We start from the raw sequence: 23,503 nt of genomic DNA, 5'->3' as shown, positions 1-23,503 counted from the left end.
AGTACATCCTCTCCGTGAATTGAGGAATTATCGATAATTGCTTGATTTATCGGATATGGCCTGCCAAGCTGGCATGACCCAGGACACAGGCCCTCGGCGGCGGATATCCGCAGTTACCACGGGCCGATGAGCGCGAAGGAAGTTGAGGCATGGCCGGAAGACCAGCGGAACGTCCAACTCGGACGGATGCCGCCGAAACCCAACTGACCGCCGCTCCCCGCGTCTACGACGTCGCCATCGTGGGTCTCGGACCGGTGGGACAAACCCTCGGCCTGCTGCTCGCACAACGCGGCCACAACGTCGTCGTCGTCGAAAAGCAGCCGAACCCGTACCCGTTGCCGCGGGCCGTACACTACGACCCGGACGTCTCCCGCCTGCTCGACGGTCTGGGCCTGGCCGATTTCATGGCCGAGTTCGCATCGCCCACCGCCTCTTACGAATGGCAAACAGCCGACCGACAAACCATGCTCCGATTCGACTACTCCGCTGCCGGCAACCAGGGCTGGCCGGAGTCCTCCATGTTTAACCAGCCCGCGTTGGAGGAACGGCTGCGGACCCGCGGCGCGGACTTCCCGGACCTGAAGGTCTACCGCGGCACCGAGGTGGTCGGGTTCGACCAGCAGGACGGCTTAGTGGAACTGCGTGTCACCGGCCGCACGCTGAAGCAGCGGACGCTGCGGGCAAAGTACGCTGTGGGCGCCGACGGCTCCAACAGTTTTGTCCGCCAGTACATGAACACGGCGGTCAAGGATTTGGGCTTCTTTTACGACTGGTTGATCGTGGACCTGCTGCCCACCGACGGACGGGTCTGGGAACCGGACAACCTGCAGGTCTGCGATCCGGATCGACCCACGACGACGGTCAGCGCGGGGCCGGGCCGGCGGCGCTTCGAGTTCATGCGGATGCCGGGCGACGACCTGACCGTGTTCGACACCGACGAGTTCGCCTGGCAGTTGCTGGCGCCGTGGGGCGTCACTCCGGAAACGGCCACGCTGGAACGCCGGGCCATCTACCGGTTCCAGGCAAAGTGGGTGGAGAACTGGCGAGACGGCCGGGTGTTCCTGGCCGGCGACGCCGCCCACCAGATGCCGCCCTTCTACGGACAAGGCCTGGTCAGTGGGATCCGCGACTCGGCGAATCTGGCCTGGAAGTTGGATCTGGTCCTGAACGGGGTGGCCGGCGACGCGTTGCTGGACACCTACACAACGGAGCGTGCGGCGCACGTACAGTTCGCGCTGGGCATGTCCGTCGAGCTGGGCCGCGTGATCTGCCAGACCGATCCGGCGGCCGTGGCGGAGCGCGACGCGCACTTCCTGGCCAACGGCCCGCTGCCCCAGGACGTGTTGCCACCGGTCCCGCCGGAGCGGCTGGGTCCCGGCGCGTTCCCGCAAACGGACCCGACGCTCTCCCCGGTGGCCGGGCTGATCAGCGTGCAGGGCCGGGTCGGACACGCCGCCGGAACGGTCGACCTGCTGGACCGCAGCACCTTCGGGCGGTTCACCGTGCTCCTCGACGGACGCGCGGTTGACGATGATACGGCCGCGGTGCTGGCCAATCTGCTGCCCGACGGGCTGCCCGCCCTGGTAGTGAGGGTGCTGCCCAAGGGCTCCGCCCCTACCGGCGGCTCCTCTAGCGTCCTGACCGTCACCGATGAAGACGACCGGTATCTGCCGGAGCTCGCGGCGCGCGGGCAGATCGCGCAGCTGATCCGTCCCGACTTCTTCATCTACGGCGGCGCCGCCGACCAGGACGAACTGTCCGGCCTGGTGCGCTCGCTTCCCGACGCCCTCCACCTCACCGTTCCCGCCAAGACTTCAGGAGCAGCATGACAACGCTGAAGAACGACGACGCCGTCATCGTCGCCGCCGGGCGTTCCCCGATCGGCCGCGCCCGCAAGGGCAGCATGACCGGCATTCGGCCCGACGACCTCGCCGCGGAGACGCTGGCCGGCGTGCTGGCCCAGGTGCCCGGCCTGCCGGTTGACGAGCTGGGCGACCTAATTTTGGGTAACGCCATGCCCCAGGACGAACATGGCTGGAACATGGCCCGCCGGGTCGCCGTCCTCATGGGGCACGACGAATTACCGGGCACTACCGTCAACCGGTTCTGCGCCTCATCGCTGCAAGGTGCTCGCATGGCCCTGCACGCAATCCGGGCCGGTGAGGGCGGCGCGTACCTGGTCGGCGGCGTGGAGTCTGTCTCGCGCTACCAGGAGGTGCGGGAGGCAGCCAACCCCCGCTTCGAGGAGGCGGCGGCGCGGACGGTGCGGCGAATGGCCGAGAGCACGGGATGGAGCGATCCACGTGATGATGGCTTGCTCCCCGATTCGTACATCGCCATGGGGCACACCGCGGAGAACGTCGCGCAGCTGACCGGAACCACCCGCGTCGACCAGGACGAGTACGCCGCCCGCTCGCAGCAGTTGGCGGTGGCAGCGGTGGATGCAGGCTTCTTTGCCCGGGAGATCATTCCGGTCACCGCCGAAGACGGTTCCACCCGCAGCACCGACGACTGCCCGCGCCCCGGCACCACCGCGGAAAGGCTGGCGGAACTACAGCCGATCTTCTCTCCCAACGGAACCGTGACCGCGGGCAACGCCTGCCCGTTGAACGACGGCGCCGCCGGCGTCGTGGTCGTCTCGGGAGCCGTGGCCCGGAAGCATGGACTGACAGCGCTGGCACGCATCGTCTCCACCGGTCTGAGCGGACTGTCGCCGGAAATCATGGGTTTGGGACCGGTGGAGGCAAGCCGGCAGGCATTGGCCCGGGCACGGCTGGAGATCGGCGCCATCGACATCGTCGAGCTGAACGAGGCCTTCGCCGCGCAGGTGCTGCCGTCCGCACGCAAGCTGGGCATCGACGTCGAAAGCCAACTGAACCCCTTCGGCGGGTCGATCGCGCTGGGGCACCCCTACGGGGCGACCGGAGCGCGGCTGCTCACCACGCTGCTGAACGGCCTGCAGGCCCGGGACCAGCAACTCGGGCTCGCCACCATGTGCATCGGCGGCGGGCAAGGCATGGCGATGGTGGTCGAACGGCTCGGCTAGTTCCAAACTCTCACACAACCCGTAATCCTTCCTTCTCACCCGTGCGGCTGAAGCAACCGGTCGCCGCAACTCCAGAAAGTGAGGCCCACCATGGCCATTGAAAAGTCCAATTACGCCCGCAACCCCAAGCCGCGCCCCATCTCGGTGCCGAAGCTGCACCACGCCACCTTCATGACCCTGGACGTGGACGCGATGGTTCGCTGGTACGACTGGTCTGCGGCTTGCAGCCGGTCTATTACGCCGAACATGCCGCGTGGCTGACCAACGACGAGGCCAACCACCGCATCGCGCTGCTCCGGCTGCCCGGCACCAAGCCGCCGGTGGACAAGCCCCACACCGCCGGCCTGCACCACACTGCCTTCGAGTACGAGTCCTTCGACCAGTGGCTGGACAACTACGCCCGGCTGCGCGACCAGGGCATCCTGCCCGCAGTGAACCTGCACCACGGGATGACCATGTCCATGTACTACATCGACCCGGACGGCAACGGCGTGGAGATCCAGGTGGACGCCTGGCACGACTGGGCCGTCTCCAAGGAGTGGATGTGGGCCTCGCAGGAATTCAGCGAGGACCAGGTGGGCCCGCAGTTTGACCCCGAGCAGTTGCTGGCCGCACGTGCTTCAGGCCTGGACTTCGACACCATCCAGAAGAAGGCCTACGCCGGTGAGTACACCCCGGCTGACGCCAACCCGGACGTGTCCTTCCCCGATGTGTGGCCCGCCCGGCTGGCTGCCCAGCCGGAACTCGCCGACGGCGTCCCCGCAGGCGAAGGCGCCCTCCCCATCGGCATCGACTAAGCCCTACCTCCCTCAGCTAAAGGACACTTCCATGCGCATCGCCAATCTCCACGGCCGGGCCGCCCTGGTCCGCGACGGACTAGCCCTCGACATTGAACAGGCCTCGGACGGCAAGTTCGGCCCCGCTCCCCTGGGCCTCTACGAGGACTGGGACGCCTTCCGAGCCTGGGCCGTGGACGCGGACTACTCGTCCGCTCTGCCCTTCGACGATAAGGATCTGGGTGCCCCGATCCCCAACCCGCGCCAGATCTTCGCGATCGGCCTGAACTACAAGGACCACGCGGACGAGGCGAGCCTGCCGTACCCAGAGCACCTGTTTGTTTTCACCAAGTTCCAGTCTTCGCTCGCCGGCCCGCACGCCGTCGTCGAACTGCCCTCCGAGACCGTGGACTACGAGGTGGAACTGGTCGCCGTCGTCGGCAAGGAGATGCACAAGGTCGACGAAACCGAGGCCTGGGACGGTGTGGCGGGGCTGAGCGTGGGACAGGACTTCAGCGAGCGCGAGATCCAACTGCGCCCGCCGGTGCCCCAGTTCAGCCTGGGCAAATCCTTCCCGAACTTCTCCCCCTTCGGCCCCGCCGTCGTCACGCTTGACGAGCTGCCGGATTATGAAGGACTGCCGCTCTCGACCGTGATCGAGGGACAGGGCCCGGCCGGTGGCTGGAAGGTCCAGGACGGCAACACTCGCAACATGATCTTCTCGGTGCCGCAGATCATCGCCGAGCTGTCCCGGGTCGTCACCCTCTTCCCGGGCGACCTCATCTTCACGGGAACGCCAGCAGGGGTGGGCAAGGCGCATGGCATCGCGCTGCAGCCGGGTAACGTCCTCACCAGCACCGTGGAAGGCATCGGCTCCCTCCGTAACGAGTTCGTTTAGCCACTGCCGCGGGGGTTTAGGGCGGCCGGCTGACACCCCCGTTTCCGCCGGGCCGCCATCACCGCCGACGCACCAGCACCACCGGCACTCTGAAAGGACCACGATGACCGACGCACAGACTACCCAGCAGGCAGCCGCAGCGGATGCGCCCACCGTCATGTGGGCACCGAGCGAGGAACAGCGCCGCGCCTCGCGTCTGTGGGACTTCATGGGCTGGGTCCGTGAGCATCGTGCAGTGGCGCTTTCGGATTACCGTGAAGTCCATCGGTGGTCGGTGACGGACCTGTCCGGGTTCTGGGATGCGGTAAGGGAGTACTTCGGACTGATCGGCGAGGGCTTTGACGAGCCGGCGCTGGCAGAAGACCGGATGCCGGGCGCGGCCTGGTACCCCAACGCCCGGCTCAACTTCGCGGAGAACATCTTCCGCCACGCCGCGGACCCGGATGTTGCGGACACGACGGCGCTGCTGACCGTGCAGGAGGACGATTCGACCGCCGCGCGCAGTTGGCGGCAACTGGAGGCCGAGGTCGCCTCGTTCGCCAGCCGGCTTCGCGCTCTCGGCGTCGGTCCGGGCGACCGGGTGGCCGCCGTGCTGCCGAACCTTCCGGAGGCCATCATCGGCCTGCTCGCCGCGGCCTCCGTCGGCGCCATCTGGACGGTCAACTCGCCCGACCTGTCGGCCAAGGCCACCCTGGACCGTCTGCGCCAACTGGAGCCCAAGGTGCTGATCGGCGTGGACGGCTACCGGTTCAACGGCAAGGAGTTCGACCGCCGGAGCCATTTGGCGGAGGTCGAAGCCGGGCTCTCCACGCTGCAGCACACGCTGCTGGTCCGCGAACTGGACCCTGACGCCGATCCGGGCGTCGTCGCCGGAGGCGCCGCCGGGGCCGGCGAAGCACGGCTGGACTTCACCGCGCAACTGCGCGACGACGTCGAACCTTCCTACGAGCGGTTGCCGTTCGACCATCCGCTGTGGGTCCTGTTCTCCTCCGGCACCACCGGGGCGCCGAAGGGCATAGTGCACAGCCACGGCGGCATGGCACTGGAGGCGGTCAAGGGTGCTGCGCTGAACCAGGACCTGGGCCCCGGCGACCTCTACTACGTCGCGGCCAACACATCCTGGATGGTGTGGAACACGCTGGTCAACAACATGATGGCCGGGGCGGCGGTGGTCACCTACGCCGGCTCGCCGATGTTCGGCCGCAAGGACCGGCAGTTCCAGATCATCGCCAACACCGGCGCCACCATGTTCGCCACCGGGGCGGCCTACCTGCAGCTGGTGGAAAAGTCGGGACTGGCGCCGGGCCAGGGCTGGGACCTGTCCCGGCTGCGGTCCATCATGTCCACGGGCTCGCCGCTGCCCGATTCCACTTGGCAGTGGGTGCACCGGGCGGTCAAGCCGGACGTGCATTTGGGGTCGGATTCGGGCGGCACGGACATCTGCTCCGGCTTCATCGGTTCCAATCCGCTGGAGCCGGTCCGCCTGGGCGAGCTCCAGGGACCGCTGCTGGGCGTCGCGGTGGAGGCGTGGGACCAGTCCGGCAACCGTGTGGTGGATGCCGTCGGGGACATGGTCATCACTCGGCCAATGCCTTCCATGCCGGTGTTCTTCTGGGGCGACGACGACGGCGCCAAGTACCGCAATGCCTACTTCAAGGAGTTCACGGATGTCTGGACGCACGGCGACTGGATCACCGAGACCTCCCGGGGTTCATTCGTGGTGCATGGCCGCTCGGACGCCACGCTGAACCGCGCCGGAGTCCGCCTGGGCTCCGCGGATATCTATGCCGCCCTGCAGCACGTGTCCGAGGTCCGCGAGTCCATGGTGATCGGGCTGGAGCGGCCCGGCGGCGACTACTATATGCCGTTGTTCGTGGTCCTGGACGACGGCGCGCAGCTCACGGATGCCCTGCGCGACCGCATCGCAGCCACCATCAAGGAACGCGCGAGCGCCCGCCACGTGCCCGACGTGATCATTCAGGCCCCGGCGGTCCCGGTCACGCACGCCCTGAAGAAAATCGAAGTCCCGGTCAAGAAACTCTTCGCAGGCCACGACCCTGCCGTCGCCGTCAACCGCGGCTCCCTAGCGAATCCCGAAGCGATTGACTGGTACGCCGAGCAGGCGCGGGCGTTACTGGCAGGAGAACACGCTAAGTAGAGACGGCCGGCTGCACATCGCCGAGGCGGGCTCCCGCCGTTATTTTCCTTGCTCCGGCCTCTGTGGCCGGGGCAACCGGCACCCAAGTACGATGGCTCAGCCTGCGCTGCCTTCGGTCGATGCCATTGAGGACACTGTGCGAGATGTCGGCGAGCTACCGGACTTGTTGCCCCGTGAGCCGGTCAAGTAGGCCAAATGACCTAGCTGGAGGGTTCGTATCCGAAAGCCCGCACCTCCTGGGCGCAACGGCAAGCGACCGCAAACTTCGCGGCCCGCTCCAGGGCCGCATCATATGAGGGCAGCTCCAGCACCGAGTAGCCGCCTTCGAGGTGCGTCGTCTGCGGATCAGTGCCTTCACGCACGGCGCCATCGCCGTCGACCATAACGGGCGGGATGCTCTCATCGATGCCGCCGCCGAACACCCACACGCCGGCATCTTTCGCGTCCTGAACCACCGCGTGCGACGCACCTAGAACTACCTGCTGGAAAAGTCTCCTTCGAAGGCTGCGGTCGCGGTCTAAAGTTGCCACAAGCAGCCCGACGGTCGAGCGGGCCGGCGGCCGCTGGGGAAGCAAAGTGAATGAACGCCGGGGCAGATCTACTTACAAAGCCATCCGGCGCTCTGTGATCGGTTGACTTCACTTACCCGGGGGACACGCCGAGAAGCTAGTCCATAAGTGTTCGCGACCGTCTATAGGATGTTGCGGGTGTCACTCCGGGTCGCGCACACCTGCGCTGCGGGCTGGCCGCCATCGACCCCATCTGGGAGGACATGCCATGCCCGAAGCTCCGATCGACGCTGTCGACGCCGACGATTTCGTCGATTCTGTCGATGACGACCGGATGGTTGTCGAGGATGAGCAAGCCAGGCTGCGGGAGTTCATCAAAGGACTGAGCCCGGACGACATCAGGTCGGGCGGATGGTTCACCAAGCTCTGCGCTCAGGCCCTAAGCTCATACACCGACAAGGTCACCTGGCAGTACTTCCAGGAACGATACGAGGGCGTACCCGCGGACGCCATCGTGGATCAGCGGATCAAGATGGCGACTCGATACGCCGCGCTCGAAGGTGGACTATCCGCCGGCGCCTACTCGGCGGCCATCATCACCACCCTGGGGACCCTTGGTGGTTCCTCGCCGGCGACTGTCCCGGCGGCTATCGCGACCGTCATGCTCGATGTCGCGTTCCTTACCCAACTCCAGCTCCGCCTGGCCTACGACGTCGCGGTCCTCTACCGGATCCCTCTCGATCTGTCCGACCCCGAAGACATGTGGAAGCTCATCCGGGTGGCCTTCACGATCAAGAGCGGGGAAGTCGTACGTGAGGGCGTAGTCAGGGTTGTTCCTGCCATGATGCGGCCTCTCATCAAGCGCTTCTATTCCAGAGGCGTCCTGGCCGCAGCAAGGGGGCTTCCCGTCGTCGGAAAATTCCTCCTGCAGCGCAACATGATCAAGATCGGCATCCCGCTAGTCGGCGTACCGCTCGCAGTGGTGCTGAACCGCTACACGACGCTGGTCGCAGGGCGGCATGCCCAAGCCGTCTTCCGGAACGAAGCGCAGGTAATCGAACTTGCCGAGAATCTGAGCGAGCGGAGTAAGCACCCTCAACTTATGCTGTGGGTGGCGTGGCTCGTCATTAATGCGGACAGCAAGATCGCCGATGAAGAAGCCCTTTTGTTCCGCAACCTGGTGAGGCTGGTCCGGGATAAGCATCACGTGGTCGATGAGCAACTCGCTCGTCTCGTCGATATCGACCCCGCCGAGGTGTGGCGACGCATAGACAGCGAGTCAGGGGATCTGAGCGACGTCGTCGACGCGGCGAATCGGGTGGCCGCTGTGGATGGCGCGATCAACGCCTTGGAGGAAGCAATCATCTCTGAGCTTCGAGATCGGTCCGGCAGCCTGAAGCCGTAAGCGATTGGGAGGGATTCCCTAGATATCGTCCTCGTAGGCGGTTCCGCCTTCGCCTTCCCAGGTTTCGAGGCGCTTGATCTTTGTGGGGTTGAATTTGCGGCGGACGCCGTAGCCGCCGTGGTCGTCATCCTCGATGAAGACGACGCCGAACTGTCCCAAGGCCCGGCGCAGCTGCTGGTTTTCTTCCGGAGTCAACGGTGCGTTGCCCTTCTCGAAGTCGCGTACTTGTTCCTTGTCCAAGCCGGCGTTCCTGGCAATGACCTTGGCGGAGACCTGCGTGAGGGCGCGTGCGGCGCGCGCCAGATCCGAGGTGATCATCAGTGGGTTGCTCATGGCCCGATCATCCCAGTTTCCGGGCGGGTGTCTAATCCCCTCCTCCACAGCGACCCCGCTCGCATAGATGTCGGTGGAAACCCGGCTTGCGGCACGACGTACGGCACTATAGACGGGAGCGTGCCCTAGATTGGTCCCATGGTCGCGCAGACGGTTCCCGAGCCAGTCGAGGTTGTGGTCCAAAACGGCGCCCCAGACGGGTGGGATGTTCTAGCCTCGCTGGGTCCGCTGGCGATCCTTGTGGCCGCGCTCATCGCTGCTTTCATTGGCTGGCGCAGCATGCAGACCCAAGCCGAAGCCAACCGCCGCACCCAGTGGTGGGAGCGGGCCGAATGGGCACTGGATGCGTCGATGTCCTCCAGCATGGACCGGCGAGTGATCGGTTTGGGCGTGCTGACGCTCTTGGCCGAAAGCAGTCTGGCCGGCGAAGAAGAAGCCCGAATCCTTCAGGTCGCTTCGAACGACAGCCTGGCCCAAAAGGTCACGGCCCTTGAGGGTGTGGACGCCAAGCAGCCCTCGACCCGGGTCACCGGCGCCCCGGAGGACGAACGCGTCATGGCCGGGGCCGCCAAGCTCCGGGTGGTGACGGACCGGAAGATCGGGCAACAAACGCCCGAGTGGATCGTGGAGCTGAGCCGAACACCGGTTTAAGCCAGCCACACTGCCAACCGATGTACGGCAAGCTGGAGGCATGACGACGTACCGGTACCCGGTTGAGATCCTGCACCTGCTGGTGTCGCCGGCTCATGCCTACTTTGGCCGGGCGAAGGATGGCGCCGCCGATGTGCCCGCGGAGGATCGAGACCGGGCTGAAGTGGTGGCGGGCAAGGGCATTGTGGGCGACCGGTTCTTCGGCAAGGCGGCCCACATGGATGCGGCGGTCACGTTCATGGCGGTGGAGTCGCTCGAGGCCATCGCCGCAGACCTTGATCTTCCGAAGTTTGATCCGCTGCTGGCCCGGCGCAACGTGGTGCTGCGGGGAGCCCAGTTGGCGCCGCTGGTTGGCGAGGAGTTCGCGGTGGAATCCCAGGGCGAAGAAGTGCGGTTTCGCGGCGGCCGACACGCCCACCCTTGCGTCTGGATGGACAGGATGCTGGCGCCAGGCGCCCACGCCGCCATGCGCGGGCGCGGCGGCCTGCGCTGCCAGCCGCTGTCGAGCGGAATCCTGCATCGCGGACCGGCGGTCCTGCTCAGCCGGGTCCAACTCAGACCCGAAGAAGCCGGTGCCGCGGTCCGGCCCAGACCCGGGCGGCTGCCGTAACCATCGAACGCGAGAGTTCCGCAGGTCCGCAAACCACCCGTGAATCCGGAGCCGGCGGCGCCCAGGCGAGCGCCGCCGTCGTTGTTTTTTAGCTTCTGAACAGGCCGCTGTAGGCGTTGAGGGCGGGTTGGCCGCCGAGGTGGGCGTAGAGCACGTTGCTGTCGGCGGGGATCTGTTTGCTGCTGACCAGGTCGATCATGCCGGCCATGGACTTGCCCTCGTAAACCGGGTCGGTGATCATCGCTTCGAGCGAGGCGCTGAGCCGCATGGCTGCCAGGGTGGAGTCGACCGGGATGCCGTAGACGTCGCCGGCCCAGCCTTCCAGCACGGTGATCTCGTCCTCGCGCAGGTCCCGCTCCAGGCCGATGAGCTTGGCGGTGTTGCGCGCGATCCGACCAACCTGCTCGCGGGTCTTGGCCAGGGTGGCGGAGGCGTCGATGCCGACCACGCGGCGCGGACGGCCGCCGGCGTCCTCCAGTGCGGCGAAGCCGGCGATCATGCCCGCGTGGGTGGAGCCGGTGACCGTGCAGACCACAATGGTGTCGAAGAAGACGCCGAGCTCGGCCTCCTGCTGCTGCACCTCGTAGGCCCAGTTGGCGAAGCCCAGTCCGCCGAACTTGTGCTCCGAGGCGCCGGCCGGGATGGGGTAGGGCTTGCCGCCGGCCGACTCCACCTCCGCGATGGCGTTCTGCCAGGAGTCGCGGACCCCGATGTCGAAACCGGCCGGATCCAGCCGCACGTCCGCACCCATCAGCCGGGAGAGCAGGATGTTGCCGACCCGGTCATTGAGCGGGTCCGGCCAGTCCACCCAGCTCTCCTGCACCAGCAGCGCCTTCAGTCCCAGCTTGGCGGCCACCGCCGCGACCTGCCGGGTGTGGTTGGACTGGAAGCCGCCGATCGAGACGATCGTGTCGGCGCCTTCGCCGAGGATGTCCGGGACGATGTACTCGAGCTTTCGGGTCTTGTTGCCGCCGAAAGCCAGGCCGGAGTTCACGTCCTCCCGCTTGGCCCAGAGCTGCGCGCCGCCCAGGTGCTGGCTGAGCCGCGGCAGGTGGTGCACCGGGCTGGGTCCGAAGGTGAGTGGATAGCGCTCGAAGTCGGTGATGCTCACTCGGTCCTACTGCCCGCGCTGCCCTGGCCGGTGATGTTGACCATCCAATTCACACCGAACCGGTCGGTGAGCTGCCCGAAGTAGTCGCCCCACGGCGCCTGCTCCAGCGGCTGGTTGATGGTGGCGCCGTCGCTGAGGCCGTCCCAATACTGGCGCAGCTTGGCGTCGTCGCCCGCATCCTGTCCGCTGGAACTGATGCAGATGTAGCCGTTGGGCGAGGCGGGCACGTCGGCCGGAACGTCCGAGGCCATCAGGAGAAACCCCCGCTCCACGGACACCGAGGAGTGCATGATGTTGGCACCGGTCTCCGGGTGGTCGTCTCCCATTCCCTCTGCGTAGGTCATCTTGTTCAGCTCACCGCCGAACACGGAGTGGTAGAACTCGATGGCTTCGGCGGCGTTGCCGCTGAACTGCAGGTAGGGGTTCAGGTCCAGTGCCATGGTGTGCCTTTCGGACAGAAGGTCTGCGGGTGCTTGCCGCCAACATTCTTGCCGGTCTTCCCGCGGCTGGGAAGGTACGCCAAAGCCGCCTTGCCCACGTGGCGGGCAAGGCGGCTTCACAGCGTTCGGCGGGCACCGCCGTCGTTGTTCCGTTGAAACGACGACGGCGGCTGGGCCGCGGGAAACCGGGCGCTACGGTGCGGAGACGGTTTCCCGTTCGCGGCCGTCGCGGTCGGCCTTCTCCTCGGCCACCTTGGCGTCGTGGGCGGCGCGGATCCGGGCGTGCTCCGGGTTGCGGCGCAGCACCAGGTAGCCGATGCCGAGCCCGACGAACCAGAGCGGGGTGAACAGCAGGGCCGTGAGCGTGTCCGACTGGGTGGTCAGCGCCCAGAGGATGAAGGCGAAGAAGGCCATCACCACGTAGGGCATGAACGTTCCGCCGGGCATCTTGAACTTGCTGGCCGCGTGCAGCTGCGGGCGGCGGCGGCGGTACACCACGTAGCTGAGCAGGATGATGGTCCAGACGAACATGAAGCACAGCGCCGAGATGGTGGTGACCAGGGTGAATGCCTCGGACACGCTGCCCTCGGCGTAGAGGAGCACCACGCCGGCCAGCAGGAACATGCAGGAGAACAGCAGGGCGTTGCGCGGCACGCCGCGGCCGGACAGCTTGCCGAACCGCTTCGGCGCATCGCCCTCCTGGGACAGTCCGTAGATCATCCGCGAGGTGGAGTAGATCCCGGAGTTCGCCGACGAGGTTGCCGAGGTCAGCACCACGAAGTTCACCACGCCGGCCGCACCCACCAGCCCGGCCAGCGCGAACATGCCCACGAACGGCGAGGCGTCGGCGCTGAACGCCGTCCACGGTTCCACGGCCATCAGCACGATCAGCGCGCCTACGTAGAAGATCAGGATGCGGATGGGGATGGAGTTGACCGCGCGGGGCAGGTTCTTCTCCGGGTCCTTCGTCTCGGCGGCGGTGGTGCCCACCAGTTCGATGCCGACGAAAGCGAAGACGGCGATCTGGAAGCCGGCCACGAAGCCCATGAAGCCGGTGGGGAACATGCCGCCGTGCTCCCACAGGTTGGAGAAGGAGGCGCGGGCGCCGTCGTGCTCGAAACCGGTGATGATCATGACCAGGCCCACCACGATCAGCGCCACGATGGCCACAATCTTGATCAGCGCGAACCAGAATTCGGTCTCGCCGAAGGCCCGCACAGTGGGCAGGTTCAGCGCCAGCAGCAGCAGGATGCAGGCCAGGGCTGGCACCCACAGCGGCAGGTCCGGCCACCAGAAGGCCACGTAGTGCGCGATCGCCACGACGTCCGCAATGCCGGTGACCACCCAGCAGAACCAGTAGGTCCAGCCGGTGAAGAACGCCGCCCACGGGCCGAGGATATCGCCGGCGAAGTCGCTGAAGTTCTTGTATTCGGTGTTGCTCAGCAGCAGCTCGCCCATGGCCCGCATGACGAAGAACAGCATGAAGCCGATGATCATGTAGACGAAGATGACCGACGGGCCGGCTACCGAGATGGTCTTGCCCGAGCCCATGAAGAGGCCGGTGCCGATGGCCCCGCCGATGGCAATCAGCTGGATATGGCGGCTGGACAGAGCCCGCCGCAGATGGGGTTCTGTACTGGTGGTGCTCATGCGTTCCTTAGGGTGGGACTTCGCAGCTGCGGAAGTTTCCGGTTGGACCGGCCGGAACGGGCTTCTTCGGCGTCCGGCCATGGCGATTTCAGGCCTTCCCTGCGCGCCCCGGAAGGGGCCGGCTGGTGACCTACGCCACGAAAACTTATCTTCCGCGGCTCCGCGGGTCAAATCGAGAAGGGTGCTTGGGTGTGGCGGCGGGCACTCTGGGCTTCGTGGCGGTTGCGCACGACGGCGAAGGCTCGGCTATGGTTCCGACCCTCGCGTAGGGCATCGGCTCGGCCCGGTGCCGGCAGCAGACGTGGCCGCAGCGTTCATCCTTCAGTTCGACCATGGCTCCCCGGAGCCATGGTCGAATAGGGCTGCCTCCTAGGCGGAGGCGAGGATGAGCGGGGGCTGGCCGGGCAGGGTGCAGGTCAACTGCAGGCCGGTGCCGGGCTGCTCGCCGGCGTCCGGGGCGCGGTGGACCGTGAGGGTCAGCGGGCCGGCGTCGATGGTGGTGAGGGTGCCGGAGGTGGTGGGCGCCGCCGTCGTAATCTCCGGGATGGTGCCGCCGGGACCGCCGCTGCCGCGGACCGGAATGGCCCCGGACAGGGGTTCGAGTTTTCCGTCCACGTCCAGGAACTGTTCGGCACCGGCGCCGCCCTGCACCATGACGGCGGCGAGCGCGGTGGCGTAGACCGGGTCGGCGCAGGCGTCGTAGATCCAGCGGTCGCCGAGGACCGAGTGTTCCATGGTCCCGGCGAGGAATTCCTCGGCTCCGGACAGCGGGGCGCCACGGTAGGTCAGCGGGACGTGCACGATGGCGCCCTCGGCGGTGCGGAGCAGATGGGTTTCCATTCCGACCTCACCGGCCGGGTCGTCGAAGCGGAAGGCGCCGAGGTGCTCCAGCCCGGCAGCGTCGGCTCCGAGTTCCTGGAACCAGGGCTGGTTCGGCAGCCACGTCTTCAGGAGATCCTGCTTGGAGGGATTGAGCACAGCGTCGTAAATGATGGCCATGGCTGTAGCCTACCCACCCTCGGTCAGGGGATAGTGGGCGGAGAAGGATGCGGGCGTGGCCCGGCAAGCGGGCCAGCTGCCACGAACGCATCGCAGGGCAGCCACAAGGAGGTCCGGGTGCAGACACCACGCCAGGTTGCGGCCCCGCCCCCGGTAGCGCGGTGGGTGGCAGCGGCAATCGGTTGCGCCGCCGTCGTCGTTCTCAGCGGTTGCGGCGCCCCGGCCGCGTCGGAAAGGTCCGCCGGCGCGTCGGAAGGGTCCACCGGCGTGTGGGAACTGCTCGACGCGGCGGAGGTAGGGCCGGCCTCAATATCGCTCCGGCTGGGCGTGACAAGGCTGGAATGTGCCGGCGGGGAAACCGGAACCGTGCTGGAGCCAGACGTTCAGTTCGAGAGGGACCGGATTGTCATCCGGACAGACGTCGAGCCGCTGACCGGCGATACCTACGACTGCCAAGGAAACAACACCGTGCCGGTGAACGTGGAGCTGTCCGAACCTGTCGGGAACCGCGACCTGGTCGACGCGGCCTGCCTGGGCGGCGACGCCGTGGGGACGGTGTTCTGCACGGACGGCCCGGTGCGCTGGAGCCCGTAGCCGGCGGAGGGCACGCGGGCCGGACACCGCCGTTGCTGCGAGGGCAGTGGTGCGGCGGCCTGGTCAGTACGTCCGCTCGACGGCGAACTGCAGCGGCGGCAGTTCGGCCCGGCGCCGCATCAAGTCGAGGGCATGGGCATCCAGCCGACGGTCCTCGTCGGTGCGCAGCATCAACTGGGGAACTTCGGCGGCGTGGCCGGCGTCGTTGCGGGTGACAAAGATGGTCATGCACTGGGTGGTGGGCCGCCACTCGCCGCCGCGCGGGTCGCGGGCGCGGACGTGTACGGCGATGTGCATGCTGTGCGGGCCGGTGTGGATGAGCCGGGCCTCCGCCTCCACCAGGTCGCCGATGTGCACGGGGTTCAGGAAGTGGATGCCGCCTGAGTAGACAGCCACCGCGTCGCGGCCGCACCAGGACATGGCGCAGGCCCGGGCCACTTCGTCGATCCAGCGCATCACGATGCCGCCGTGTGCGTTCCCGCCCCAGTTCACGTCCGACGGTGCGGCCAGGAACCGGAAGTGCTCCTTCGCCGTGGTGCCCGCATCGGTGTAGGCCTGAGCGCGCATGGCGTCCCGGATCTCCGCCCGCGCGGCAATCCGGCCGGCGGCACCTTCGGCCAGCCGGGCCGATTCATCGTCCGACGGCGACCACTGCGGAATAGGCTTCGGACGCCGGTCCTCGCCCATCGCCACGAACACCAGGATGCAGTCCATGGCGGGGCGGAAGTCGCGTTCGCGGACGTCCGCCGCGTCGACCGTGACCACCACCTGCATGCTGGACCGGCCGGTATGCACAATCCGCGCGTCAATCTCGATCAGGTCGCCGTTGCGGATCGGGCGGGTGAAGTGCACGTTGCCCACGTACGCGGTGACGCAGTAGCTCCCGCTGTACCCGGTGGCGCAGGCGTAGCCGGCCTTGTCGATCCACTCCAGCACCCGGCCGGCCTGCACCGTGGTCCCGTCCTCCGAGACATCGGTCGGCGAGGCGAGGAAACGCAGGGTGATCCGGTCGTCCATGTCTGAATGGTAGTCCCCCGCGCACCGTTGCCCACCTCAAACGGGGGACGACGACGGCGGTGGGCACCGCCGTCGTCATTCCCCCTCAGTGTTGCGGGCCCACGTTGTGTCCCACACGGCCCAGCGGTGCGAACTACCCCGCGGTGACCTGCCAAAGGTGGTCGTCCGGGTCGGCGAAGACCGCCGAATAGCCCCACGGCTGCTGGGCCGGCTCCATGACAATCTTGCCGCCCGCTTGCCTGGCCGTGCCGATCAGGTTGTCCACGTCCTGCGGCGATCCGACCGGCAGGCCCAGCAGGCATTCGGTCGCCTCGCCGGTGGCGGTGGGCCGGTTGTTGGTGACCCAGCCGAAGCCTCCGGGTGGGACGAACATGAGCCGCAGGCCCTCGTTCACGTCGAACTGGAGCGGCTCGGGCAAGCCGTCGTCGCCGGGCTCGCCGGTGGCCTTGAGTCCCAGGGCCGTGTAGAAGTCGTGCGACTTGCGGCGGTCCTGGGTGGGCAAGGCGACGATCACGGGCTGGCTATCAGAGAATGTGGGCACGGGCGCAGTTCCTTCCGGGCGGGTGTTCCGTTACCAGGCTCAGACCGTTGCGGTTTCCGCGAGGATGGCGTCGATCTGGCCCATGGCTCCCTGCATGCCTTCGACCATGCCCATCTCCAGCATCTTCTGCAACTGGTCGGCGGATTCAAACCGCGACTCGGTGGTCATTCGGGTGCGTCCGCCGATCGATTCCAGCGTGACCGTGGCATACGTGGTGCCCATGTCCGCCACGGGCTCGCCGTCGTCGTCGGCAAATCCGTCCTCGAAGGAGAGCCTGTTCGGCGCGTCGATGGCGGTGAACTTCCACCAGCCGCCTGCCCTCTCGCCGTCCGGCCCGGTCATGTAGTAGCTGGCCTTGCCGCCGGGCGTGAACTCGTGCTTCTCGAAGGTGACGGGCCAGGTGGGCGGACCCCACCAGCGTTCGAGCTGGCGCGGATCTTCCCAGATCTGCCACACCCGCTCCACGGGGGCGTCGAACTCGGCCACGATGGTGAACTTCAACGCGTCGTCGTCCTTGATGACATCAATAACCGGCATGATGGTGCCCTTCTCTATTCATCGTCGAGAATGTCCTGGATCCGTTCAACCCGGTGCTGCCAGAGCATCTCGTATTGATCGAGCAGTCGACGCGCTCTCCGCACTCCCTCAAGATGAGGCCGCACCATCTGCTCCCTACCGCGCTTCTCCTTAACCACCAGGGAAGCCCGCTCCAATACCGCGACGTGTTTCTGTACCGCGGCGAAACTCATGGCGTAGCCCGCTGCCAGCCCCGACACCGAGAACTCTCCGGTGAGCACCTTCGCCACGATGTCGCGGCGGGTGGCATCGGCGAGCGCCTGGAACAGGCGGTCCAACTCGGTGTCAGTAACTTGATCTACAACCATTTGGTTGTAGGTTAGTCCCGCTGGGGAGGGCGGTCAAGGGTCCGAGAAAGATTGTCCGAGCGGAACCCAATCCCTGCACATACGCCGATAGCGCACTCCCGCGGAGGGCAAGGCGTCGGAAGGTCGGCGAGGTTGCCTAGGAACCTGCGTCGGGCCACTATGTCCGGGGCGGGAAGGCTCCTCGCACTGCGTCCGCGAATTCAACGAGCGCGGACTCGATATGCGCCGCGGGGGCGGGGTCGTCCGAGTCGAGCCATTGTCGGTGCGCCACAAACATTGCCTGCCAAAATCCATGCGCCAGCACCTGAGGCAGCACGCCGTCGTACTCCAAGCCCTCACGCTCGGCGATGAAACGAGCCAATGCCTCCCGCCATGGTGCGCCTTGCATATAGGAGTACGACTGCAGGACCTCGGTATCGCGAATCAAGGTGACTTCCGCACGCACGATCGGCACTTCTTGGGGTGCCATGTGCAGGCCACGCATGACGGCCGCGACGATGGCGTCTACCGTTTCGACGTCGTTCGACGTGTTTTCAAGGGCTTGCCTCACGTCGGCCAACTGGTCCTGGAAACGGTTCCAGACTATGTCCGCCTTGGTGGGGAAATAGGTGAAAAGCGTCTTGCGAGCGATCCCCGCAGCGAGTGCGATCTCTGTCATGGTGGTCGCTTCGAATCCATCACGCATGAACATTTCCAGACCGACGGCGGCGACGGCGTCCGGAGATACCGTCGCCGGACGGCCGCGACCGCGTGGATCCGCACCTGTTGAAGCCTTGGCCATTGTGCTAAATCAGCTCCAGTGTTCTAATTAGTGCACTCAGTCACTTAATGTTTATGGCGGTCAATGAAGACCGGAAACCAACAAAGGGGAACGTTATGACGTTCGACTACATTATCGTCGGTAGCGGAGCGGCGGGGTCCGTCATGGCCAACCGGCTCACCGAGGACCCGAACAACAACGTCTTGGTCCTGGAAGCAGGCGGATCTGACTGGCATCCCGTCAATCTTGTTCCCAAGGGCTTCTATTTCACGATGTCGGATCCCAAGTACGTTAAAAACTTCCAGACCGAGCCTTTCGGTTCTGACGGTGGCACGGAGCCTTGGACCCGGGGCCGGGTAATTGGTGGCTCGACCACGGTGAACGGCATGGTGTGGAACCGAGGCTGGGCTCCGGACTACGACTCCATGGAGGCAGCCGGAAACCCAGGATGGAACTGGGATACATTCCGTTCTGCGTATCGCAGCATCGAGGACCACCAGCTCGGGGCCAGCGAGGTCCGGGGAACCGGGGGCCCGGTGGGAGTTTCCGTTGCCGGCCCGCGGGAAACCATTAGCGACGCCTTCATTTCCTCTGCCGGCGATCTCGGCATGGCGTATCAAGCCGACCTCAACGGGTCAGACGACGAACGCGTAGGCTACGTCCCCTCAAACGTGAAGAACGGACTGCGCGTCAGTGCCGCCCGCGCTTTCCTCCGGCCGGCGATGAAGCGTCCCAACCTCACCGTTATTGACCGGGCCGAGGTGGGCACCATCCTGTTCGACGACACCCGTGCCATTGGTGTGCGCGCGCAGCACAAGGGTCGGGTCGAGGATTTCCACGCCACAAAGGAGGTCTTGTTGGCCGGCGGTGCACTGGACACACCGCTGCTGCTCGAGCGTTCCGGAATCGGCGACCCCGCTGTCCTCCATGCCGCAGGCGTAACACTGCGCGTGGACAGCCCCAATGTCGGCAACCGCCTGCTTGAACACCGCGGAAGCAGCTTTCAGTACTCAGCCCAAGGCGCTGACGGCTACAACAAGCAGTTGGCTTCGGCGCTGAAGCAGGGACTTACCGGGGTCAAGTACCTGCAGGAACGCGACGGCGTAATGTCGTTCGGCGGATACAACGTCCTGTTTTTCTTCAAGGCCGATCCGAACTCCGACCGGCCCGACACCCAGGGGTTCTTCACGCCAATCTCGATCGCGGCCGCGTCGCTCACCAGCGCCAAGGTCTCCGTCGAGCAAGCCCCCGGAATGATGCTGCTGACCTACCCGCTTCGGCCCACCAGCCATGGCTCGATCCACATCACCGGCGCGTTGCCATCGAACAAACCGAAAGTGGTGCCCAATTTCCTGGCTACCGAGCATGACCGCCGGCTCGTCGCGCTCGCCGGCCACAGAGTGCGTGAGCTCATGAGCCAGGGTGAAATCACGCGCTATATGCGGGAGGAGAACCGGCCGGGCCCCTCCGTCTCCACCGACGAACAGTTCATCGAAAACGCCCACAACCGTGGTGGCAGCGGGTACCACACCCTGGGTACAGCCGCGATGGGGCCCAATGACGACGACGTCGTCGACTCGCGGCTGCGCGTGCGGGGAACCGAAGGACTTCGCATCATCGATGCCTCCGTGTTTCCGCACATGCCCTCCGGCAACAACAACGCGCCGACGCAGGCCCTGGCATGGCATGCAGCCAAATTGATTCAGGAAGATAACTCGCCCGCCGGGCGTGCGTCGGCTGAGGTCGCGGCGAGCCGATAACGGAGGTGGAGCACCTTGGCGGAGAGTGCCTTACTTTATCTATAGCCACTTGGTTGTAGCTATGGCTCTGCACCTGCGGGCGGTCAAGAGGTAAGGGAAAAACGCCCGACGGCGGCACGTGGGTGCCGCCGTCGGGCGTCAGGAGCGCTGTGCTGTCAGACCGCCGCGGTTTGGGGGCGGGTTACCAGTTCAGCACTGTCGGTCACGGTGACCATCGGCGAGAGCAGTTCCAGCAAGGCCAGGGTTGACTCGTGCGCCTGGTCGCTTTGGCCGGCACAGGCATCGGCGACCACTGTGACGTAGCGTCCGGCATCCACTGCCCCCAGCGCTGTGGCTAGAATGCAGCAGTCCGTGGCGACGCCGGTGAGGATGATTTCGTCGCCCGCCGGGATCCGGCCGGCCAGCCCCTCGCCCCACTTGGTGAAGGTCGGCAGGTCCAGCGTTGCGCCGACTTCCACGCCGGGCAGCTCCACCTCCCAGACTGGATCCGACGGGGCCAGCCGCATGCTCTGCCAGCGGTCGTAGTAGGCGGACCAGGAACCGGACTCGGCCGGATCCGGCACGAACCGCGTGACGATCGGCTCCAGGCCGCTGGCCACCAGCCCGGCGATGACCGCGGCGGCCTCGTCGTAGCGCGGAACGTGCCAGTCGCCCTGCTGGCGGAACGCCCGCTGCATGTCGACCACCACCAGGTGCTGCTGCCCCGCAGCGCGGTTGGTCCGGTTCCCGTCCGGCATGTCCTAGCCCTCCTTGTCAGCGATGAGCAGCGGCCGCCCGGACAGCCGCGGCAACCGGTAGGTGACCAGGTAAGCAACGGTGGCGATCACGGCGCCCACATAGAACGACAGGTCGCCGATCTGCGGGAAAGCTGCTGCAACAGGGCCAGTGTAGATGGCGGAAATCCAGAACGGCGAGGAGCCCAGCACGCCGGCCGCCCAGGCGATGAATCCCCATTCGAATTTCCGCGACTTGTCGTAGAGCTCCTGGATGCCCTGCTGGCTGCGGCGCCCGCCGAGCAGGTAGTCGCAGATCAGCACCGCCACATAGGGCGCAATGCAGTAGGCGGTCAGGTTCAGGAAGGCGGTGAAGCCGTCGTAGAACCCGTGCTGGCCCCAGAGCGCCACCAGATAGGAAGCGATGCAGATGAAGACGACGGCGATGTGCCGGCTGACGGGCACGCCCATGGTCTGGATGGAGATGGCACCGCCGTAGACGTTGAGGAAGTTCTGCGTGAAGGAGGACAGGGCAACGATGCCCAGTCCGATGATCGCCCACGGGCCCATCAGTTCGTCCAGCGCCGCGATGGTGTCGGAGGAGGTGGCGGTGGAGCCGAGCAGCGCGCCGAGGATGCCCATCCAGGAGAGCGTGATGAAGTTGCCCAGCATGGTGAACCAGCCGGCGCCGCGGCGGTTGGCGGCGGTGTTGGGCAGGTAGCGGGAGTAGTCGGAGGCGAACGGCATCCACGCCACGATGTAGGAGAAGAAGTAGCCGAAGAAAATGATCCAGCCACCGACGCCCAGGAAGCCCTCGGCGTCGGGGTTGGGGGTGTTGACCACCTTTCCGGAGGCCACCGTGACGACGGTGACGAAGATGAAGCCGGCCAGCAGCACAAAGGAAAGCACCCGCTGCAGGAAGTGGATCAGGTTGTAGCCCATCACGGCGACGCCGAGCTGCAGCAGCATCAGCACCAGCGCCGAGAGCCAGAACGGCATGCCCGTGAGCAGCCCGATGGCCTGCCCGCCGAGGATGACGGTCACCGAAGCCCAGCCCACGCCGGCGAAGACATTGACGTAAGCAACCGGCAGCAGGTTGCCGATGAAGCCCAGCGGGCCGCGGGCCTGCATCTGCTGCGGGATGCCGAGCCGCACGCCCATGCCAGAGAGGTAGCCCATCACCGCGGCGGCGACTAGGCCGGCGCCGAGGATAGCCAGCACCGCCGACCAGAACGGCAGGCCGAAGTAGGCGGCGCTGAAACCCAGCACCACCAGCGGGAAGTTCATCCCGGCCGCAAACCAGAGGAAGAACTGCGAGCGCGGCTTGCCATGGCGCTCCACGTCGGGAATATGTTCGATGCCGTACGGCTCGATCTTGGTGAGGCTGTCGCGGTAGCCGCGGTCCTCAGCGATGCTGTCCTCCCCGACGGGCACGCTGTTGGTTTGAGTGTTCACGGTGGTCCCTTAGATACTCGGTCGGTACCGGCGGCCCCTGTGGGCTGTCGGGTGGAACGGTCCGGGTTGGCGTCGCTGCCTGCCCGGGGGGCGGTGCGTCGATGCGCGCGGCTTCACATCCGCGTGGCGGCTGCATCTACAGCGGGGACAGGCCCTCGCTGTCATAGAAGCGTCCGGCCTGGTAGACCATGGGCGCGGCGTCGCTGACTTCGGCGTGCCGCACGCGGCAGATGAAGACGGTGTGGGTCTTGGCCTGGAAGCGTTCCCGGATCTCGGCCTCCAGCGCGGCCGAGGATCCGTCCAGCAGCGGGGATCCGTTGGGGCCGGCGTGCCAGTCGATCTCGGCAAACTTGTCGGCTGCCTTGGAGGCGAAGGTGGAAACAGTGCCCTGCTGCTGGTTGCTGAGGATGTTGATGCCCAGATGGGTGGAGGCAAACAGCGCCGGGTAGGTGGACGAGGTCTTCTGGATGCAAACCATCACCAGCGGCGGTTCCAGCGAAACCGAGGCGTAGGCGTTCACCGCCAGCCCCTTGGGGGTGTCCCCCTCGGTGGTGGTCACCACCGTCACGCCGGTGACAAACTGCCGGTTGAACGTCTTCATGATCTCCGGGTCCGGTTCCCCGGTGAGCGAATCAACAACGACGCCGGTGCCCGGCTCCGCCAGCGCGTCACCCAGGTGCCGGATGCCGAGCGAACCCAGCAGCTCACTGCTGTCCCAGGTCACCGTTTCCTGCTTGATCCGGCCGTCTTCCATGGTTACGAAGTTGGAGCCGCGGGTCTGCACCCGCCGGCCGGTCGGCGGAACACCCATGAAGTCGGCCCGGTGGGTTCCGGTTGAGGTCCAGAAGATGGCCGCGGTGTCGCCGTCGACCACTACTGCGTCCACGGTGGTGGCCAGGTCCGGGAAGGCCTGCCGGACCTCCCGGATGTCCGCCTGCAACTGCGCCAGGCTCATGCTCTTGCCGCTGCCCTTGCTGATCCTGATGTAGTCCGGTGTCGCCAGCGCTTCGAGCGCCTCCACCTCGCCGCGGTCCCAAGCCGCCGCCCAGACACTTGCCACTGCACTATCGAAAGTCTGTTGCATGGCAGTGAGCGTAATGTAGATCACCAGCGAAGGTCAACAACATTCTCAATTTCGCTGAAAACATCGAAACATCGGCCGCTTTCCGGGGATTTCAGTAAAAGTCTTGACG

General features: G+C 66.2%; 25 protein-coding genes. 11 read left to right on the top strand and 14 right to left on the bottom strand.

Annotation, left to right across the window (positions count from 1 at the left end):
• Positions 1 to 149 precede the first annotated feature (149 nt).
• The 6 genes from AB0N75_RS03455 (at position 150) to AB0N75_RS03430 (ending at position 6,878) form a co-directional block, all read left to right on the top strand.
• Entirely contained in the window at positions 150 to 1,829 is a 1,680-nt protein-coding gene (locus AB0N75_RS03455) for a bifunctional 3-(3-hydroxy-phenyl)propionate/3-hydroxycinnamic acid hydroxylase (protein WP_364645153.1), read from the top strand.
• Positions 1,826 to 3,046: an acetyl-CoA C-acetyltransferase gene (locus tag AB0N75_RS03450; protein WP_364645150.1), complete on the top strand. Its 1,221-nt coding sequence runs from the start codon at positions 1,826 to 1,828 to the stop codon at positions 3,044 to 3,046. Before AB0N75_RS03455 ends, AB0N75_RS03450 begins: the two co-directional genes overlap by 4 nt.
• Before the next feature lie 90 nt (positions 3,047 to 3,136).
• On the top strand, positions 3,137 to 3,307 hold the full coding sequence (locus AB0N75_RS03445; protein WP_364645148.1) for a hypothetical protein: 171 nt from the start codon (positions 3,137 to 3,139) through the stop codon (positions 3,305 to 3,307).
• Positions 3,268 to 3,843 carry a VOC family protein gene (locus tag AB0N75_RS03440; protein WP_364645145.1) on the top strand — a complete coding sequence of 192 codons (576 nt, stop codon included), beginning with the start codon at positions 3,268 to 3,270 and terminating at the stop codon, positions 3,841 to 3,843. Before AB0N75_RS03445 ends, AB0N75_RS03440 begins: the two co-directional genes overlap by 40 nt.
• Before the next feature lie 31 nt (positions 3,844 to 3,874).
• Positions 3,875 to 4,720 (top strand): fumarylacetoacetate hydrolase family protein, encoded by an 846-nt coding sequence (locus tag AB0N75_RS03435; protein WP_364645142.1) that lies wholly within the window; start codon positions 3,875 to 3,877, stop codon positions 4,718 to 4,720.
• Positions 4,721 to 4,823: 103 nt separating this feature from the next.
• Positions 4,824 to 6,878, top strand: a complete 2,055-nt coding sequence (locus AB0N75_RS03430) for an acetoacetate--CoA ligase (RefSeq protein ID WP_364645139.1) — start codon at positions 4,824 to 4,826, stop codon at positions 6,876 to 6,878.
• Positions 6,879 to 7,078: 200 nt separating this feature from the next.
• Here the strand turns inward: AB0N75_RS03430 and AB0N75_RS03425 are convergent, their stop codons facing one another.
• On the bottom strand, positions 7,079 to 7,333 hold the full coding sequence (locus tag AB0N75_RS03425; protein WP_364645136.1) for a transcription initiation protein: 255 nt from the start codon (positions 7,331 to 7,333) through the stop codon (positions 7,079 to 7,081).
• A 322-nt stretch (positions 7,334 to 7,655) separates the two neighbouring features.
• On the opposite strand from AB0N75_RS03425, the gene AB0N75_RS03420 reads away from it, so the two are divergent.
• On the top strand, positions 7,656 to 8,792 hold the full coding sequence (locus AB0N75_RS03420) for a hypothetical protein (protein ID WP_364645133.1): 1,137 nt from the start codon (positions 7,656 to 7,658) through the stop codon (positions 8,790 to 8,792).
• 18 nt (positions 8,793 to 8,810) lie between these two features.
• On the opposite strand, the gene AB0N75_RS03415 is transcribed toward AB0N75_RS03420, so the two are convergent.
• On the bottom strand, positions 8,811 to 9,125 hold the full coding sequence (locus AB0N75_RS03415; RefSeq protein WP_364645130.1) for a hypothetical protein: 315 nt from the start codon (positions 9,123 to 9,125) through the stop codon (positions 8,811 to 8,813).
• 138 nt (positions 9,126 to 9,263) lie between these two features.
• Between AB0N75_RS03415 and AB0N75_RS03410 the strand changes: the two genes are divergently transcribed.
• Entirely contained in the window at positions 9,264 to 9,776 is a 513-nt protein-coding gene (locus tag AB0N75_RS03410; protein ID WP_364645127.1) for a hypothetical protein, read from the top strand.
• A gap of 40 nt (positions 9,777 to 9,816) precedes the next feature.
• The gene (locus tag AB0N75_RS03405) at positions 9,817 to 10,386 is read left to right on the top strand and encodes a molybdenum cofactor biosysynthesis protein (protein ID WP_364645125.1); all 570 of its coding nucleotides are present in this window, start codon (positions 9,817 to 9,819) and stop codon (positions 10,384 to 10,386) included.
• A gap of 88 nt (positions 10,387 to 10,474) precedes the next feature.
• Here AB0N75_RS03405 and AB0N75_RS03400 read toward each other — a convergent pair whose 3' ends face one another.
• The 4 genes from AB0N75_RS03400 to AB0N75_RS03385 form a co-directional block, all read right to left on the bottom strand.
• Positions 10,475 to 11,497 carry a 1-aminocyclopropane-1-carboxylate deaminase gene (locus AB0N75_RS03400; protein ID WP_364645122.1) on the bottom strand — a complete coding sequence of 341 codons (1,023 nt, stop codon included), beginning with the start codon at positions 11,495 to 11,497 and terminating at the stop codon, positions 10,475 to 10,477.
• Positions 11,494 to 11,937 (bottom strand): VOC family protein, encoded by a 444-nt coding sequence (locus tag AB0N75_RS03395; protein ID WP_364645119.1) that lies wholly within the window; start codon positions 11,935 to 11,937, stop codon positions 11,494 to 11,496. The genes AB0N75_RS03400 and AB0N75_RS03395 overlap by 4 nt, the downstream gene beginning before the upstream one ends.
• Before the next feature lie 192 nt (positions 11,938 to 12,129).
• The gene (gene cycA, locus AB0N75_RS03390; RefSeq protein ID WP_364645116.1) at positions 12,130 to 13,587 is read right to left on the bottom strand and encodes a D-serine/D-alanine/glycine transporter; all 1,458 of its coding nucleotides are present in this window, start codon (positions 13,585 to 13,587) and stop codon (positions 12,130 to 12,132) included.
• Between the two features lie 369 nt (positions 13,588 to 13,956).
• On the bottom strand, positions 13,957 to 14,586 hold the full coding sequence (locus tag AB0N75_RS03385) for a hypothetical protein (RefSeq protein WP_364645113.1): 630 nt from the start codon (positions 14,584 to 14,586) through the stop codon (positions 13,957 to 13,959).
• A 117-nt stretch (positions 14,587 to 14,703) separates the two neighbouring features.
• On the opposite strand from AB0N75_RS03385, the gene AB0N75_RS03380 reads away from it, so the two are divergent.
• Positions 14,704 to 15,180 (top strand): hypothetical protein, encoded by a 477-nt coding sequence (locus tag AB0N75_RS03380; RefSeq protein WP_364645110.1) that lies wholly within the window; start codon positions 14,704 to 14,706, stop codon positions 15,178 to 15,180.
• 63 nt (positions 15,181 to 15,243) lie between these two features.
• On the opposite strand, the gene AB0N75_RS03375 is transcribed toward AB0N75_RS03380, so the two are convergent.
• From AB0N75_RS03375 to AB0N75_RS03355, 5 genes are all read right to left on the bottom strand, one after another.
• A complete protein-coding gene (locus AB0N75_RS03375) occupies positions 15,244 to 16,197 on the bottom strand; it encodes a hotdog domain-containing protein (RefSeq protein WP_364645107.1) in 954 nt (317 codons plus the stop codon).
• Between the two features lie 133 nt (positions 16,198 to 16,330).
• On the bottom strand, positions 16,331 to 16,738 hold the full coding sequence (locus tag AB0N75_RS03370) for a VOC family protein (RefSeq protein WP_364645104.1): 408 nt from the start codon (positions 16,736 to 16,738) through the stop codon (positions 16,331 to 16,333).
• Between the two features lie 39 nt (positions 16,739 to 16,777).
• Entirely contained in the window at positions 16,778 to 17,275 is a 498-nt protein-coding gene (locus AB0N75_RS03365; protein ID WP_364645101.1) for an SRPBCC domain-containing protein, read from the bottom strand.
• A 14-nt stretch (positions 17,276 to 17,289) separates the two neighbouring features.
• Complete coding sequence (locus AB0N75_RS03360) at positions 17,290 to 17,622, bottom strand: ArsR family transcriptional regulator (protein ID WP_364645098.1); 333 nt, start codon at positions 17,620 to 17,622, stop codon at positions 17,290 to 17,292.
• Positions 17,623 to 17,779: 157 nt separating this feature from the next.
• Positions 17,780 to 18,403, bottom strand: coding sequence for a TetR family transcriptional regulator (locus tag AB0N75_RS03355; RefSeq protein WP_364645096.1), 624 nt, complete (start codon positions 18,401 to 18,403; stop codon positions 17,780 to 17,782).
• Positions 18,404 to 18,498: 95 nt separating this feature from the next.
• On the opposite strand from AB0N75_RS03355, the gene AB0N75_RS03350 reads away from it, so the two are divergent.
• Entirely contained in the window at positions 18,499 to 20,142 is a 1,644-nt protein-coding gene (locus tag AB0N75_RS03350) for a GMC family oxidoreductase N-terminal domain-containing protein (protein WP_364645093.1), read from the top strand.
• 155 nt (positions 20,143 to 20,297) lie between these two features.
• Here the strand turns inward: AB0N75_RS03350 and AB0N75_RS03345 are convergent, their stop codons facing one another.
• The 3 genes from AB0N75_RS03345 to AB0N75_RS03335 all read right to left on the bottom strand — a co-directional run bounded on the left by AB0N75_RS03345 (position 20,298) and on the right by AB0N75_RS03335 (position 23,394).
• Positions 20,298 to 20,879, bottom strand: coding sequence for an isochorismatase family cysteine hydrolase (locus tag AB0N75_RS03345; RefSeq protein WP_364645090.1), 582 nt, complete (start codon positions 20,877 to 20,879; stop codon positions 20,298 to 20,300).
• Between the two features lie 3 nt (positions 20,880 to 20,882).
• Positions 20,883 to 22,310, bottom strand: a complete 1,428-nt coding sequence (locus AB0N75_RS03340; protein ID WP_364645087.1) for a cytosine permease — start codon at positions 22,308 to 22,310, stop codon at positions 20,883 to 20,885.
• Positions 22,311 to 22,446: 136 nt separating this feature from the next.
• Positions 22,447 to 23,394, bottom strand: coding sequence for a flavin reductase (locus AB0N75_RS03335; protein ID WP_364645084.1), 948 nt, complete (start codon positions 23,392 to 23,394; stop codon positions 22,447 to 22,449).
• Between the last annotated feature and the right edge of the window lie 109 nt (positions 23,395 to 23,503).

The sequence above is a fragment of the Arthrobacter sp. NPDC089319 genome (assembly GCF_040684925.1).
In the GTDB taxonomy this organism is placed as follows: Bacteria; Actinomycetota; Actinomycetes; order Actinomycetales; family Micrococcaceae; genus Crystallibacter.
The sequence above is the reverse complement of the archived record's forward strand: the minus strand, read 5'-3'. Positions and strand labels throughout refer to the sequence as shown.

Excerpts from the sequence above, each read along its gene's own strand:
- AB0N75_RS03455 (WP_364645153.1), top strand. The coding sequence starts at position 150 with ATGGCCGGAAGACCAGCGGAACGTCCAACTCGGACGGATGCCGCCGAA.
- AB0N75_RS03450 (WP_364645150.1), top strand. The coding sequence starts at position 1,826 with ATGACAACGCTGAAGAACGACGACGCCGTCATCGTCGCCGCCGGGCGT.
- AB0N75_RS03445 (WP_364645148.1), top strand. The coding sequence starts at position 3,137 with ATGGCCATTGAAAAGTCCAATTACGCCCGCAACCCCAAGCCGCGCCCC.
- AB0N75_RS03435 (WP_364645142.1), top strand. The coding sequence starts at position 3,875 with ATGCGCATCGCCAATCTCCACGGCCGGGCCGCCCTGGTCCGCGACGGA.
- AB0N75_RS03430 (WP_364645139.1), top strand. The coding sequence starts at position 4,824 with ATGACCGACGCACAGACTACCCAGCAGGCAGCCGCAGCGGATGCGCCC.
- AB0N75_RS03420 (WP_364645133.1), top strand. The coding sequence starts at position 7,656 with ATGCCCGAAGCTCCGATCGACGCTGTCGACGCCGACGATTTCGTCGAT.
- AB0N75_RS03415 (WP_364645130.1), bottom strand. The coding sequence starts at position 9,125 with ATGAGCAACCCACTGATGATCACCTCGGATCTGGCGCGCGCCGCACGC.
- AB0N75_RS03410 (WP_364645127.1), top strand. The coding sequence starts at position 9,264 with ATGGTCGCGCAGACGGTTCCCGAGCCAGTCGAGGTTGTGGTCCAAAAC.
- AB0N75_RS03405 (WP_364645125.1), top strand. The coding sequence starts at position 9,817 with ATGACGACGTACCGGTACCCGGTTGAGATCCTGCACCTGCTGGTGTCG.
- AB0N75_RS03395 (WP_364645119.1), bottom strand. The coding sequence starts at position 11,937 with ATGGCACTGGACCTGAACCCCTACCTGCAGTTCAGCGGCAACGCCGCC.
- cycA (WP_364645116.1), bottom strand. The coding sequence starts at position 13,587 with ATGAGCACCACCAGTACAGAACCCCATCTGCGGCGGGCTCTGTCCAGC.
- AB0N75_RS03385 (WP_364645113.1), bottom strand. The coding sequence starts at position 14,586 with ATGGCCATCATTTACGACGCTGTGCTCAATCCCTCCAAGCAGGATCTC.
- AB0N75_RS03375 (WP_364645107.1), bottom strand. The coding sequence starts at position 16,197 with ATGGACGACCGGATCACCCTGCGTTTCCTCGCCTCGCCGACCGATGTC.
- AB0N75_RS03365 (WP_364645101.1), bottom strand. The coding sequence starts at position 17,275 with ATGCCGGTTATTGATGTCATCAAGGACGACGACGCGTTGAAGTTCACC.
- AB0N75_RS03360 (WP_364645098.1), bottom strand. The coding sequence starts at position 17,622 with ATGGTTGTAGATCAAGTTACTGACACCGAGTTGGACCGCCTGTTCCAG.
- AB0N75_RS03355 (WP_364645096.1), bottom strand. The coding sequence starts at position 18,403 with ATGGCCAAGGCTTCAACAGGTGCGGATCCACGCGGTCGCGGCCGTCCG.
- AB0N75_RS03350 (WP_364645093.1), top strand. The coding sequence starts at position 18,499 with ATGACGTTCGACTACATTATCGTCGGTAGCGGAGCGGCGGGGTCCGTC.
- AB0N75_RS03345 (WP_364645090.1), bottom strand. The coding sequence starts at position 20,879 with ATGCCGGACGGGAACCGGACCAACCGCGCTGCGGGGCAGCAGCACCTG.
- AB0N75_RS03335 (WP_364645084.1), bottom strand. The coding sequence starts at position 23,394 with ATGCAACAGACTTTCGATAGTGCAGTGGCAAGTGTCTGGGCGGCGGCT.